10 protein-coding genes are annotated in these 13,165 nt (G+C 60.6%); 9 read left to right on the plus strand and 1 reads right to left on the minus strand.

Going from position 1 to position 13,165, the window contains the following annotated elements:
• Positions 1-67: 67 nt before the first annotated feature.
• The 6 genes from QGV55_RS19295 to QGV55_RS19320 all read left to right on the plus strand — a co-directional run bounded on the left by QGV55_RS19295 (position 68) and on the right by QGV55_RS19320 (position 8,692).
• Positions 68-5,302: a hypothetical protein gene (locus QGV55_RS19295; RefSeq protein ID WP_281019006.1), complete on the plus strand. Its 5,235-nt coding sequence runs from the start codon at positions 68-70 to the stop codon at positions 5,300-5,302.
• Between the two features lie 85 nt (positions 5,303-5,387).
• Positions 5,388-6,089, plus strand: coding sequence for an AzlC family ABC transporter permease (locus QGV55_RS19300; RefSeq protein ID WP_281019005.1), 702 nt, complete (start codon positions 5,388-5,390; stop codon positions 6,087-6,089).
• Positions 6,082-6,387 carry an AzlD domain-containing protein gene (locus tag QGV55_RS19305; RefSeq protein ID WP_281019004.1) on the plus strand — a complete coding sequence of 102 codons (306 nt, stop codon included), beginning with the start codon at positions 6,082-6,084 and terminating at the stop codon, positions 6,385-6,387. The genes QGV55_RS19300 and QGV55_RS19305 overlap by 8 nt, the downstream gene beginning before the upstream one ends.
• Before the next feature lie 213 nt (positions 6,388-6,600).
• Positions 6,601-7,041, plus strand: coding sequence for a cytochrome c (locus QGV55_RS19310; protein ID WP_281019003.1), 441 nt, complete (start codon positions 6,601-6,603; stop codon positions 7,039-7,041).
• A 35-nt stretch (positions 7,042-7,076) separates the two neighbouring features.
• Positions 7,077-7,952, plus strand: coding sequence for a cytochrome c (locus QGV55_RS19315; protein WP_281019002.1), 876 nt, complete (start codon positions 7,077-7,079; stop codon positions 7,950-7,952).
• A 128-nt stretch (positions 7,953-8,080) separates the two neighbouring features.
• Positions 8,081-8,692 (plus strand): flavin reductase family protein, encoded by a 612-nt coding sequence (locus tag QGV55_RS19320; protein ID WP_281019001.1) that lies wholly within the window; start codon positions 8,081-8,083, stop codon positions 8,690-8,692.
• Between the two features lie 187 nt (positions 8,693-8,879).
• On the opposite strand, the gene QGV55_RS19325 is transcribed toward QGV55_RS19320, so the two are convergent.
• Positions 8,880-9,956: a heparan-alpha-glucosaminide N-acetyltransferase domain-containing protein gene (locus QGV55_RS19325; protein WP_281019000.1), complete on the minus strand. Its 1,077-nt coding sequence runs from the start codon at positions 9,954-9,956 to the stop codon at positions 8,880-8,882.
• A 734-nt stretch (positions 9,957-10,690) separates the two neighbouring features.
• On the opposite strand from QGV55_RS19325, the gene QGV55_RS19330 reads away from it, so the two are divergent.
• The 3 genes from QGV55_RS19330 to QGV55_RS19340 all read left to right on the plus strand — a co-directional run bounded on the left by QGV55_RS19330 (position 10,691) and on the right by QGV55_RS19340 (position 13,156).
• Positions 10,691-11,092 carry a response regulator gene (locus tag QGV55_RS19330; RefSeq protein WP_281018999.1) on the plus strand — a complete coding sequence of 134 codons (402 nt, stop codon included), beginning with the start codon at positions 10,691-10,693 and terminating at the stop codon, positions 11,090-11,092.
• 772 nt (positions 11,093-11,864) lie between these two features.
• Complete coding sequence (locus QGV55_RS19335) at positions 11,865-12,626, plus strand: response regulator (RefSeq protein WP_281018998.1); 762 nt, start codon at positions 11,865-11,867, stop codon at positions 12,624-12,626.
• Positions 12,623-13,156 carry a hypothetical protein gene (locus QGV55_RS19340; protein WP_281018997.1) on the plus strand — a complete coding sequence of 178 codons (534 nt, stop codon included), beginning with the start codon at positions 12,623-12,625 and terminating at the stop codon, positions 13,154-13,156. The genes QGV55_RS19335 and QGV55_RS19340 overlap by 4 nt, the downstream gene beginning before the upstream one ends.
• Positions 13,157-13,165 lie beyond the last annotated feature (9 nt).

The following is a 13,165-nucleotide window of genomic DNA, read 5'->3' on the forward strand; positions in this document are numbered from 1 at the left end:
TGATTTCTGCTGAATCACGGAATGTGACACCATGTCGGTGTCGCTGGTGCGGTTGAGGACGAACAGAATGGACCAGATCTCGGGACGAAACAGTGCAGAGACCACCGTCTCTGACGAATCGACCGATGTTTCCGGTTTCGTGCTCCCGGCCAGTCAGGTGGAGGGGGCGGTCGATCGCGCCAACCCCTTGGAAACCGTGCAGTTGAACGGCTCCCCTGTCGGTGGCACCCTGTCGGTGCGGACCGTGGTCGGTGATGTCTTCGTGGTGCATGTCGATGGCCGCCAGGGGCCTTTGCAGACGGGCGAACGCGTCGGTCCCGGTGACATCATCCTGACCCGGGGAGACGGCGCGGTCGAGCTGGTGACGTCAGACGGTGCCGCCGCATTCTTTGACAGCGACAGCCGCATCCTGCTGGAGGCACCGGAGGAATCAGGTTCCAGCGAACCGCAGTTCTTTGTCATTCAGGGCCAGTTCGCGATCGATACTACCGCCGCGACTGCTGGCGGTGCGGAGGTTCTGTTTGTCCGCACGCCAGTGGCCAACCTGACGGTGCGGGGCGCGCGGGTCATCGGCAAGGCCGCGCCCGAGGCGCAGGCCAATACCTTCGTGCTGTTGCCCAGCGTCAGTGGCCTTGCGGCGGGTTCCGTGGCGGTGGCAACTGCCGGTGCCGTGCTGGTCCTGGACCAGCCGCTCCAGGGCATGGAAGTGCTTTCCATGTTCCGCCAGCCGACACCGCTCAGTGATGTGGATGTGGACACGCTGCTGGCAGCCTTTGCCCCGGGTGTCCTGGCCTACGCCGATCTGGGTGAACTGCCGGACGCGCCTGAAGTGGAGGATACCGGCGTGCTGACGCAGTTGCGCGCCGCCCTCGGCCTGGACGACGATGATGTCGAAGTCGCCGCAGGCGAGGAGATCGGTGATGCCGCCGCCGAGGAAGAGGTCATCGGCAGCATCGGTGATGATGATCTGGACGACCGCAACGACGACGACGAGCAGATCGAGAATGATGATGACGGCGACAATGGCGTCATCGCATTCGACGGTGCCCAGACCTTCAATATCGCAGATGGTGACGCCACCCTGATCGGTGGTGCGGGCATCGACACGTTGACCATTCTTGCCGACGCGGACCAGACGAATGTCCTGACCGGCGAAACCGTGGACGGCCAGGCCGTGCTCAATTTCAATGTCGAAGGCAGGGAGACACAGGTCACGCTGCAGGATGTCGAGGAGCTGGAGGTCGATCTCGGCCTGAACGGCGACCAGGTGGTCCTTGGTAACCTGACGGGCTCCGGCATTCTGGACAATACGATCGTGGTGCGTGCCGGTGACGGTGGTGACCTCGTCGATGGTTCGAACGCGGGAATCGCGCTGGAGCTGTTCGGTGGTGCCGGTGACGACACCCTGACCGGCGGAACGTCTGCCGATCTGCTTGATGCGGGCACGGGTGCCAACACGCTTTCCGGGGGTGCAGGCGACGACCGGATTGTCGGTGGCGTCGGCATTGATCGCGCGGTCTATGTCGGCGACCAGAGCGGGTTCAGGCAGACCGTCGATGACACCAGCGGCGAGATCACGCTGGCCGACACGGTTGGCGCGGAAGGCACCGACACCCTGACCGCGGAGATTGACGAGATCGATTTCAACGGCACCCTGTTCGACATTGCCCTGGGTGACGCGGCGGACAACGCGCTGACCGGCGATGCCAACAACAATTTCCTGGCCGGACGGGGCGGTGATGACACGCTTTCCGGCGGTGATGGCAATGACTTCCTGACCGGCGGCAGTGGCATCGATACGGCGATCTTCAGCGGCGTTGCCCCCGGCTTCATCGCCAATGTCTCCGCCGATGGCCTGACGGTCGTGCTGCAGGATACGGTGGGATCGGAAGGCACGGACACCCTGTCGACGGATATCGAGATCCTGGATTTCGGCGGCACCGGCCTCAACACGACATTCGGCACCGGCGGCAATGATGCCCTGACGCAGGACAATGGCGGTGCGGTGGCGGTCGGTGGTGACGGCAATGACACCATCATCGGCGGTGACGGCAGCGATGTGCAGTTCGGCGGCGCGGGTCAGGACAGCCTCTCCGGTGGCGCGGGTGGTGACACGCTGCTCGGCGAAGAAGGCGATGACACCCTGACCGGCGGCAGCGGCGACGATGTCTTCTCCGGCGGCAGCGGGGCAGACCTGGCGATCTTCGCGACCGCGATCGAGGATGTGGTCGGTCAGGCGAACGCCGACGGTTCCGGCTTCACAATCGTGACGGCGGCCGAGGGTACGGACACCATCAACAGTGATGTGGAACGGGTGACCTTCGCGGCGGAAACCTTCGACCTCTCCATAGCCACTGACAATGCCGAGAACCAGACACTGGGCGACGGCAATGACATTCACGCGGCACTCGGCGGCAATGACACCATCAGCGCCGGCGCGGGTCGGGATGCGGTACTGGCGGGCGACGGTAATGATGATGTCTCCGGCAATGCAGGTCAGGACACGCTGCTGGGTGAATCCGGCAATGACACCCTGACCGGTGGTGTCGGCAATGACGTCCTGTCGGGCGGCGATGGTGCGGCAGACCGGGTGGTCTATGCCGGGGCGGTCGGCGACTTCACCTTCTCCGCCAATGACGACGGCAGCGCGATCACGATCACCGACACGGTGACCGGCGATGTCGACGAAGGCACGGACCAGCTCGATGGCACTTTCGAGGAAGCACAGTTTTCCGGTGAGGCCTTTGTGCTCACCACCGGCAACGCGGGCGATGAAGCGCTGACGGCGAACAATGTGCGCAGCATCCTCTTCGGCGGCGGCGGAACCGACACGGTGACCGGGGGCACTGCGGCGGACCTGCTGTTCGGCGGCGCCGGGACCGACAGCCTGAGCGGTGGTGCCGGTGCGGACCTGCTTTCCGGCGATGCCGGTGATGACACCCTGGTGGGCGGTACGGGCAATGACAGCCTGGCGGGTGGCGGCGGTACCGACCGCGCCGTGATCGCCGACAGCGTGCTCAGCAATCCCGGTGACCTGGCGCGGACGATCGAGGTCTCGCCACTTGGTGACGGCTCCGGCATCAGTGTCACCCAGGTGGGCTCCGGCGAAATCGACACCCTGTTCGCGGATGTCGAGGAAGCATCCTTCGATGACGTGCTGTTCTCCGTTCAGCTGCTGGACGACACGGACGATGCCGCTGCGGCGCAGGCGACCAATGATCTGATCGTCGGGCGCGGCGGAAATGACACCCTGGATGGCGGTGACGGCACGGACTTCCTGCGCGGCGACGCGGGTGACGACAGCCTGAGCGGCGGGGCCGGCAATGACACGCTGGCGGGCAATGCCGGTGACGACACCCTGAGCGGCGGCGCGGGCGACGACCGGTTCCGTTTCGATGCCAGTGACAGCGGCACCAATGTGGTAGCCGGTGGCGATGGCGCGGATGACGAGATCAATCTGCTGCTCGATGACGCGGCGGGCACCGCGGTCACTGTCGCGGCTTCCGGTACCGACGTGACGATCCAGACAACGACCGGCGCGACGGTCCAGACGATCACAGGCGATGTCGCGGTGGAGCGTCTCGGCATCTCCGGATCCTCCGGCAATGACACGTTGACGGTCGGTGATCTTTCCGGGACGGGAATCGGCAACCGGAATCTCAGTGCCGACCTGCAGGACGGTGACGACAGTTTCGACGGCCGTGATGCGACTGCCGGCATGCGCGTGCGCGGTCTGGGAGGTGACGACACTCTGCGTGGTGGTGCCGGCAATGACACCCTGGACGGCGGCAATCAGAACAGCGGGTCCGGATCCGGCGACGTTGTCAGCTATGACCATCTGACAACTGACCTGCTCGCCGATCTGAGCAACCGGTTCTCGACCAGCGCCCAGTCCGGCACGGACACGCTGGATCGTCTGGAGACCGTTATCGGTGGTCAGGGCAATGACACGATCACCGGTGACGCGAGCAACAACCGCCTCGTCGGCAATGCGGGCAACGACAGCCTGACCGGCGGTGCCGGTGATGACACGCTGGCGGGAGAAGCCGGCAACGACGTGCTGAACGGCGGTGACGGTATCGATGTGGTCGATTTCTCCGCCATCGGGGCCGAGAACATCACCTTCACGGTCACGGACGCCACGCTGACGACGGCCGCCTTCGGCACGGACACACTGACATCCATCGAAGGGATCTTCGGCGGCGCGGGCAATGATTCGCTGACCGGTGACGGCAACACCAACCGCATGAACGGCGGGGCCGGCGACGACACCATCAGCACTGCCGGCGGCAATGACACCATCATCGGCAGCACCGGCAACGACTCCCTCGATGCCGGGGATGGCAGCGACACCATCGACTATTCGACCATCACGGCTGGCGGTGTCACGGTCGATCTGACTGCCGGGACGGCAACGGTGACAGGCATCAGTGACGATACGCTGGTCGGGGTCGAGAACGTGATCGGCACGGCCCAGTCGGACAATATCTTCGGCGATGGCGCAGACAGTCGGATCGAGGGACGCGCGGGCGATGACTTCATTGATGGCGGCGCCGGGATTGACGATATCCTGGGCGAGGACGGCAATGACACCCTGACGGGCGGTGATGGTGCGGACAGCCTGCGCGGCGGATTTGGCCAGGATTCGATCAACGGCGACAACGGCAATGACTTCATCCAGAGCGAGCAGGATGATGACACCGTCTCCGGCGATGATGGCGACGACACCATCTCCGGCGGTTCCGGTGCCGACCTGATCGATGGCGGCCTCGGTGCCGACAGCCTGAGCGGCGATGCGGGCAACGACACCGTGCGCGGCGGGGACGGCAATGACTTCGTGACCGCGCTTTCGGGGCAGAACACCCTGCAGGGCGGCGCAGGTGACGACACGGTCGCGGGGGGTGACAATATCGACGAGATCTTCGGCGGCATCGGGTCGGACGAACTGACCGGCAATGCCGGCAATGACCGCTTCCGCTATGACACGCAGGCGGAAGCAGGCGACATCATCACCGACTTCACCACCGGCAGTGACAAGTTCCTGATCGAAAGCGGCGGCTTCGCCAATGTCGGTGGCGGGGCTGCGACCCTGACCGACGGGCAGAATTTCGTCAGCCAGGCCTTCGACCTGACCAACAATCCGGGTGGTGTCGATCTCGGCACCAGCGAGGCCACCTTCTTCTTCGATGAGAGCGACAGCCGCCTGCACTTCGACCCGGATGGCGGCAACAGTGCCAACAGCTTCGAGATCGCGCGACTGACCTCCGGTACCGTGCAGGCCACGGATTTCGAGATTCAGTAGTGTCGGCCATCGCTTGACCTGAAACGGCATTGGCATAGGTTTGCCCGCGCCGGGCGTCCCGGCATTCTCATGAACAGGCGACAGCATGAACAACGGGCACCTTGGTGTGGGCCGCAGCGTGGCGGATGGCCTGCGGATGAGTTTCGGCTTTGCCCTGGGGGCCTTCACGTTCGGAACCGTCTATGGCTCGGCGGCACATGTGCAGGGCATGACGGACGCCCAGACGCTGGTGCTCAGCCTCACCGCCTTTGCCGGGGCGGCCCAGTTCGCGGTCCTGCCCTTCTGGACCGACCCGCTTCCCCTTCTCGCCATTGCCCTGTCGGCGGGCCTGGTATCATCCCGCAATATCCTGATGGGGCTCACGCTTGCGCCGATGCTGCGCAGCATGCCGCCGCTGCAGCGTTTCACCGGCATCTGGCTGCTGGTCGATGCCAGCTGGGCGCTGGCCATGCAGGAACGCAGGCGCGCGGACGTGACGAAGCTCTACATGACATGCTCCCTTGTCCTGCTGGTTGCCTGGATGTCGGGTGTCAGTGTCGGGGTCAGCCTGCCGGGTGCACTTGACGCCCTGACCCTGAAGGCACTGGGCCAGGGCGGGATGATCTTCCTGTTCCTGATCCTGGTGATGGTGACACGCAGCCGTATCGGTCCGGCCCTGCCCTGGGTGATTGCCGCCGCCGCCTCGGTTGCGGCCCACCGCTGGCTGGACCCCCACTATACCCTGCTGATCGGTGTGGGCGCTGGCGCGGCAGCGGGAATGATCCTGCCGGAGAAGAGGAATGACTGACCCCTGGTCGCCCTGGATTGCCATCGGGATGCTGACTGTCGTGGTCTTCGCCTCCCGCTATCTGGGCTATGCACTCGGGGCGCGGGTGCCGGAACAGGGGCGCCTGCGGCGTCTGCTGAGCGTCCTGCCCGGCTGTGCCATCGCCGCCGTCGTCGCACCGCAGATCGCGATGATGGGTCCGTTCCAGATGGCCGCTCTGGCGCTTTCCGGCCTGGCGCTCTGGTTCACGGGTCAGGTGGCGGTCGGACTGCTGCTCGGCCTTGGCATGCTGATCGCGGGGGCGCATCTGGGATTCTGAGCGCGAGGCGGGGCACGATCGCCGGCCAGTGCGCCCGCGTGGCGGGGAATGGACAGCTCATCACGAGGGTGTGATGATCCGGGCGACGAATAAATGCACGCACTTGCTTGTTAACGTCACGACAGGTGCGGGATGATGGAGCGCCGTCGTGAAGGCTGCCGAGAGGTCGGTGGGCCGTTGTCCGGACGGTCGGAAATCCTGAGGAGGAAGCTGATGAAGAAGATCATTCTGGCTGGCTTTGCCGCGACCGTGTTCGCGGGTGCCGCACTGGCGGGCGCGCACGGCAGCATGTCCGACAAGCGCGTTGCCGCGATGAAGGAAATGGGTGGCGCGATGAAGGCGATCTCCGATGTCGCCAAGGGCAATGCCGCCCCGAGTGCCGATACGGTTGCCGCGGCGAAGAAGCTGAACATGCTGGCGCAGACCACCATCGAGCTGTTCCCGGAAGGCAGCATGGAGTATCGCGCCAAGGCCAGCATCTGGAGCGACTGGGCTGGGTTCAAGGCGGCCAATGACCGTCTGATCGCCGCCTCCGCCGATCTGGTCACCGCGACCGAGAGCATGGACGCGGGCAAGATCGGTGCGGCTCTGGGTGCCACCGGCAAGACCTGCGGCGGTTGCCACGACGACTATCGCGGTCCGAAGCCCAGCTGAGCATCGTGACCTTTCCTGGCCGAATTCTGACGGGCATGCGCAAGGCCGGACTCCTGTCCGGCCTTGCGCTGCTGTTCTCCATGACGGTCCAGACCGTCAGTGCCGAGACAATGGTGGAGAAGGGTGCGTACCTGGTGCATGCCGGTGGCTGCATCGCCTGTCACACGGCAAAGGATGGCGGTACCCGGTTCGCGGGCGGACTGGGGCTGGATACGCCGTTCGGCACCTTCTACAGCCCCAACATCACGCCGGACCCGCAACATGGCATCGGTGGCTGGTCGGATGAGGATTTCGTCCGGGCCATGCACGAAGGTGTCGGGCCGGACGGCGGACGCTATTTCCCGGTGTTTCCCTACGGCAGCTACACGAAGATGACGCGGGAAGACGCGCTGGCCATCAAGGCCTATCTGTTTTCCCTCGACCCGGTGGCACAGCCGAACCGGGAACATGACGTCAGCTTTCCCTTCTCCTGGCGGTTCATGCAGCGCGGCTGGCGGATGCTGTTCTTCGACGAGGGACGTTTCGAGCCGGATCCGGCGCAGTCGGCGGACTGGAACCGCGGGGCCTATCTGGTGGAGGCCCTGACCCATTGCGGCGAATGCCACACGCCCCGCAACATGTTCGGTGGTCTGAAACGCGGCGATTATCTGGCCGGAACGCCGGATGGGCCGGAGGGGCAGCTTGTCCCCAACATCACGCCGCACGCCACGGGCACCGGCGACTGGGGCAAGGGCGATCTTGTCGAACTGATGAAGAGCGGCATGAAACCCGACTTCGACAATGTGCAGGGGTCGATGGAAGAGGCCATCGAAGACGGTCTGAAATTCCTGACCGACGCGGACCTGCAGGCCATCGAGACCTACATCTACAGCGTGCCCGCAATCGACAACAAGGTCGTCCGCAACAAGTAACCGTCCCGCCAACAGTGCTGCGGTGTCAGGCGCTGATTCCCTTTTGGCCGCCGATGCGCTAGATCATTGCGCAGTTCACCGGCGGCAGCGGTCCGGTCCGGCAATGCGCAAACAGGGGATCAGAAATCATGTTCTATCGCGCCGACCAGCCACATGGCCTCAAGCACAACCCCTTCAAGGCGCTGGTTTCGCCGCGTCCCATCGGCTGGGTCTCGACCCTCGGCAGCGACGGGACCATGAACCTCGCGCCCTTCAGCTACTTCAACGCGATCACGGATTTTCCGCCGACCGTGCTGTTCGGCTGCAATGGGCCGCATCCGGAAGGTGACATCAAGGATACGGCGGCGAACGTGCGCGACACGGGCGAGTTCGTGGTCAACATGGTGACGGCGGAGCTGAAGGATCAGATGAATGTCTCTTCGGCACATGTCGGCCGGACTGTCAGCGAATTCGAGCAGGCTGGTCTGACCCCGCTGCCGTCGGAACTCGTCGCTGCCCCGCGGGTCAAGGAGTCGCCGGTCAATCTGGAATGCAGGCTGGTCCAGATCATCCAGTTGCGCTCCTCCTCACCGAAGATCGTCAACAACATGGTCATCGGCGAAGTGGTCGGAATCCATATCGATGAGCGGATCATCAAGGACGGCATGATCGACATGTCGGTCTACCGCCCGCTCGCCCGTCTGGGCTACATGGACTACACGATCGTCGAAGAGACCTTCTCCATGGATCGCCCCGACTAGATCATGCCCCGAGAACAGGATTCCCGGAGTTGATGACCGGAAGGTTCTGAGCCGCAACTTCGGAAACATCTGCGGCGAGCCTGCTGCGATGCCGCTGTTCGCGCGCGCCTCGCGCAGAGTTGCTGGATGGGTTTGACCTCAGGACCGCAAGCTAGTGCAAGGCAGCAGCTGCGCGCCGGAGGGCTTGCTAGCCGACAACCTTTCGCATGAATGCCTCTATTGGTCCTCGCTTGAACCACCGTGTCCAGATCAGCGAATAGAGAGTCGCGAAGATGCAGAACAGGGCCGCAGCGCCTACTGCCTGACCAACCGTCTGTCCGCCAAGCAACCCGAGCGCTTCGAGCATTCCCATCCCGATCAACACGTGCGCGAGATAGAGCGTGAGGGTTTGGCGCCCGGCAGGCACCAACAGGCGCACAACACCGATCGCTCTCAGCCGGTTCGAGAGCAGGAGGCAAACCCCGACGACCAGGCTCGCAGCGCCAAGGCCCGCCAGCGTATAGAGCGGCATCGGGGGAACCGGATCGGTCGTGACGAGTGCGCCAAGCTCCAGGCTGACAGGTGCAAGTTGGTTGGCGAGCAAGGCGCTGGTGCCTTCGGCAAGGCCAAGTGCGATTGCGCCGGAGATGATCAGTTTCATCTGCGTGGCCCTGTTCGCCAGTGAAGTTCGACTGAGGACGATACCGAACACCAGGAACCCGAGCCATGGAATGACCGGGTGCCAGCCATTGAAGAACAGGTTGCGGACAAATCCGGTCGGGGTCCAGAAATCGGAATAGGTGTATGTATCCCAGTTCCATCCCGCATCGTAGTCCAGTGCGAGGATCATGATCACGAAGGCGATGTTCAGTCCGCCGATGATCCCCAAGAGTGCCCGGGTGCCCAGCGAAAGCAGGAGCACTCCGAACAGGAAATAGATGGCGTAATAGTGCAGTATGTCGGCGTCAAAGATCGTCATGTTGAGCAGGCCGATGACCAGCAGAAACAGGGCCCGTTTGAGCGTGACGGCAATGGTCTGGTCCAGACCCCTGCCACCAGCCAGCCCAAGCCCGATCCCGGCCAGGACCACAAAGGTGGCGGCGGCGCGCCCTTCCAGTGCGGAGGTCAGAGTGTTCAGGATGCCGTCGTCCCCTCCGGCGCCCATGGCGATCTTGAAATTGACGATCACCATGCCGACGAACGCGAAGTAGCGGGCCAGGTCGAGCCCCTCGAGCCGAGCGTGCTCAGGGCCTTTCCGCGTCGTCGTTGAACGATCTGTTGCCATGAACCTCGGACCCTTCGGTTACTTCAACGCGATCACGGGTTTTCCGTGGACCGCGCCGTTCGGCTGCAATGGGCCGCATTCGGAAGGCGATAGCAAGGATACGACGACGACCTTGCGCGATACCGGCGCGCTTGTGGTCGACATGGTCCCGGCGGAACGGAAGGTTCAGATGAGCGCTTCCTCGGCGCAAGTCGGTCGGACTGTCAGTGCTTTGGAGCAGGCTGGTCTGACGCTGCTGCCGTCAGAACGCGGCGCTGCCCCGCCAGGGCCAGGTGGACTACCCGGTCGTCGAAGAGACCTTCTCCATGGATCGTCCTGACTAGATGTCGGTTCTCATCAGGTTGTCAGTCCCGGCAGTGTCCGGGAAGCTCGCGTTGACCAGCACATCCCTTCGCATTGAAGTTGCCGAAAGTGTTTGCGGTGGCGTCGCACAGGGCGCTGCGGGTTCTCGGCAGTAGCCTCCGAAGCCGATATTCCAGCATTGCCAAATGATGCTCGACGGGATCGATCACAGGACTATAGGCCCACGTAGAGGAGCGGGCGCAATCCGGATCACCTGCCATGTGTGGCCTCGGCCCGGCGGCCGTTGGAGATTTCCAACCATTTCCAACCATTGCGCCAGCATTCCCGGCGCAAAATGCCAGTTCATGGTTCCAGTTGAGCTTTCTCCCGCGACCCCCTCGGTGGTGCACTGACATGCAGTCGGTTCAGGCATTTAATGAGGAGTTACTCAGATGCGGGTGTTGGTAGTTGACGACAACGAGATCAACAGGGCTCTCGCGAGGGCCGTGGTAACCCGTCTGGGCCACGAGATCGACGAAGCATCTGATGGGTATGAAGGCCTCAGTCTTCTGGCTGCGAAGAAGTACGACCTGATACTGATGGACATCTCGATGCCTGGCTTGTCAGGTTCCGACGTCATGCGAAGGGTCCGGAACAACGGGTTCCCCAATCGCAACACGCAGGCTGTCGCATGGACGGCCCTTTCGAAATCTGATGTTCCGGATTCGGGAATCCTGTTCGAGGAATACATGCAGAAACCCGCGACGCTGAGTGACATGCGCAATCTCATCGCTCGTGCGGAACGAGGTGTTTGCGGCATGCAAATGATGCCTGACGAACGTGTGTACGCATAGTGCTTCAGTTCCGCTAAGTGGCTCGCGATCATGCAGGTATCTGTCCTTCATAAGATGCGAAAAACGCTCAGAAAATCGCGGCTCCCACAGGCGACTGTCCTTTCCTGGAAGAGACATCAGCGGGTGACAGTCGCAAAGTTGCTCGTTGATGTGGTCTGGCCCAGGGAAACTAACCAAATCACATCCCGGATGGAATGGGATGCACTTTCTGACCTCTTCGAATCTTCGCTCGCTTCGCTGGACTATCGGCTTCCATACGACATCAGGGAAATGGCCATGCCGATGTCCCGAGCCACTTTCCGGAGACTTCTGAACGAAGATCTAGAGATCGTGAACGTTAGCCGGAGCGAGCTGCGATCCAGACTCAGGTTTCGTGACTGTCACACGGAGAGAGATTGTGGTACATCAGGGCTCCCTACCAGTGGATCGGCGCCGCAATCGATGCATGCGGTGCCTGATGCGTCGTGCCAGATATGGGGTGAGTCAGGCTTGGGTTGGCAAGCGATACGTCAGGAGAATGGCCTTTTAACCCCAGGTTAATGATTTGAACCGATATTTAGCAGCTGAATTTGAAAAAATGAAAATTAAGTCTCTCTTCCCCCACCATATTGAATATGAAGCTTTAAAACTGTATGGACAATCGCAAATGACAACAATACGTACCAATAGCGCCTCAAAATGGGTCATTTCATGCAAGACATAAAGCCATATTCGGTCAATTTTGTAGCTTGTAGCGCGACTTTTGGCAAACAGTGTTGTCTTGAGAGCGGAAATGTCTAGTAGCGATAATTTCCACGTAATAGTACTGGACGATGAGGAGTTAGCCACGAGCGAAATTTGCGATCTTCTGGCGGAATCGGGATATGACGCATTGCCATTCACTGATCCATCGGCATTCATGGCTTGGTATGCGCAGGAATCTGCTCCAATAATACTTGTTCTTGACATAAATATGCCAAATATTTCCGGGTGGGGTGTTCTTTCCTTTATTGAAAAATTTGATGATCATAAAAGGATGACTGAGACAATCATTGTTTCTTCAAAAAATGAATATAGCGATGTCAGAAAAGCACTACGGTTCGGTGGTGTGGACTATCTCTCCAAGCCGATTGATACAAATGACTTGCTGGATGCTGTAGCACTCGGTGTCGAAAAATTGTCCAGGAGACTCGAGGAAAACTCAAACAACCTGGCTCAAGACGGAGTGTACCAAAGAAAATACGAGAGAATCCCCGGCACACCAAGTCGTCTTGACGATGTGCTTCCTCCAAAATGCGCCAGTGATGCGCACTTCCGCATCCTGGCGGCCCTTCATGAGGACGAGATATCGGGTCATTTCTTCGGACTGAGCGTCGGCAGCGCTGCCTATGTAACAAACATGTCACTGACTACCGGTCTGCGGAAAGTCAACGATCTTTGCGATGCTGGGCTCATAGAGCGTCGGCCGGATCCGGCAGATTCCCGTCGACAGATTGTCCAGCTTACCAAACTGGGAACGGAATTGACGGTCAGATTAATGGGAGGTGTATCATGATGCATGCAATATTCAGTAATGTGTGTAAAAATATTGGTAGTAACAGAAAATTCACGCTGATTACGTTCGTTATATTTGCGATATTTACTATTTTTATCGAAAATAATTCATTAAAGGCTGATAATAGATTAGAATTTTCTCTACAAATTCAAAATCAAGAGAAATATATGTTATATATTGATGATATAGATGAAAAATATGTCGAATCTATCAGTACAAATACTCCCTGGCATGATGATATTGCCAAATATACCGGCATTCTTATTCAAAATTTTTTGGATCAATATGAAGGTGGCGAATTCTCGGAAATATCCATAAGCGCGATGAATGGCTATGCAGTGGATTCAGACATCAGAACATTCGTGAACGCAGGTGCCATGTTGGTATGGCTCATGAATGATGCTCCCATTTCCGTACATAACAAAGGCCCAATTGTTGTCATCTTTCCCTGGTCTCAGAACGGGTCTCTCAGAGAGGATATTTTCACCTCTCTTGCGGTCTGGCATGTGAATTCTATCCATATCAGATGAAAGAGATAT

This window comes from Minwuia sp. IMCC3009, assembly GCF_029909415.1.
GTDB lineage: Bacteria > Pseudomonadota > Alphaproteobacteria > Minwuiales > Minwuiaceae > Minwuia.

Bases quoted from the DNA above. Each gene is read 5' to 3' on its own strand.
- QGV55_RS19320 (WP_281019001.1), top strand. From the start codon at position 8,081: ATGTTCTATCGCGCCGACCAGCCACATGGCCTCAAGCACAACCCCTTC.
- QGV55_RS19300 (WP_281019005.1), top strand. From the start codon at position 5,388: ATGAACAACGGGCACCTTGGTGTGGGCCGCAGCGTGGCGGATGGCCTG.
- QGV55_RS19340 (WP_281018997.1), top strand. From the start codon at position 12,623: ATGATGCATGCAATATTCAGTAATGTGTGTAAAAATATTGGTAGTAAC.
- QGV55_RS19295 (WP_281019006.1), top strand. From the start codon at position 68: ATGGACCAGATCTCGGGACGAAACAGTGCAGAGACCACCGTCTCTGAC.
- QGV55_RS19325 (WP_281019000.1), bottom strand. From the start codon at position 9,956: ATGGCAACAGATCGTTCAACGACGACGCGGAAAGGCCCTGAGCACGCT.
- QGV55_RS19310 (WP_281019003.1), top strand. From the start codon at position 6,601: ATGAAGAAGATCATTCTGGCTGGCTTTGCCGCGACCGTGTTCGCGGGT.
- QGV55_RS19315 (WP_281019002.1), top strand. From the start codon at position 7,077: ATGCGCAAGGCCGGACTCCTGTCCGGCCTTGCGCTGCTGTTCTCCATG.
- QGV55_RS19335 (WP_281018998.1), top strand. From the start codon at position 11,865: ATGTCTAGTAGCGATAATTTCCACGTAATAGTACTGGACGATGAGGAG.
- QGV55_RS19305 (WP_281019004.1), top strand. From the start codon at position 6,082: ATGACTGACCCCTGGTCGCCCTGGATTGCCATCGGGATGCTGACTGTC.
- QGV55_RS19330 (WP_281018999.1), top strand. From the start codon at position 10,691: ATGCGGGTGTTGGTAGTTGACGACAACGAGATCAACAGGGCTCTCGCG.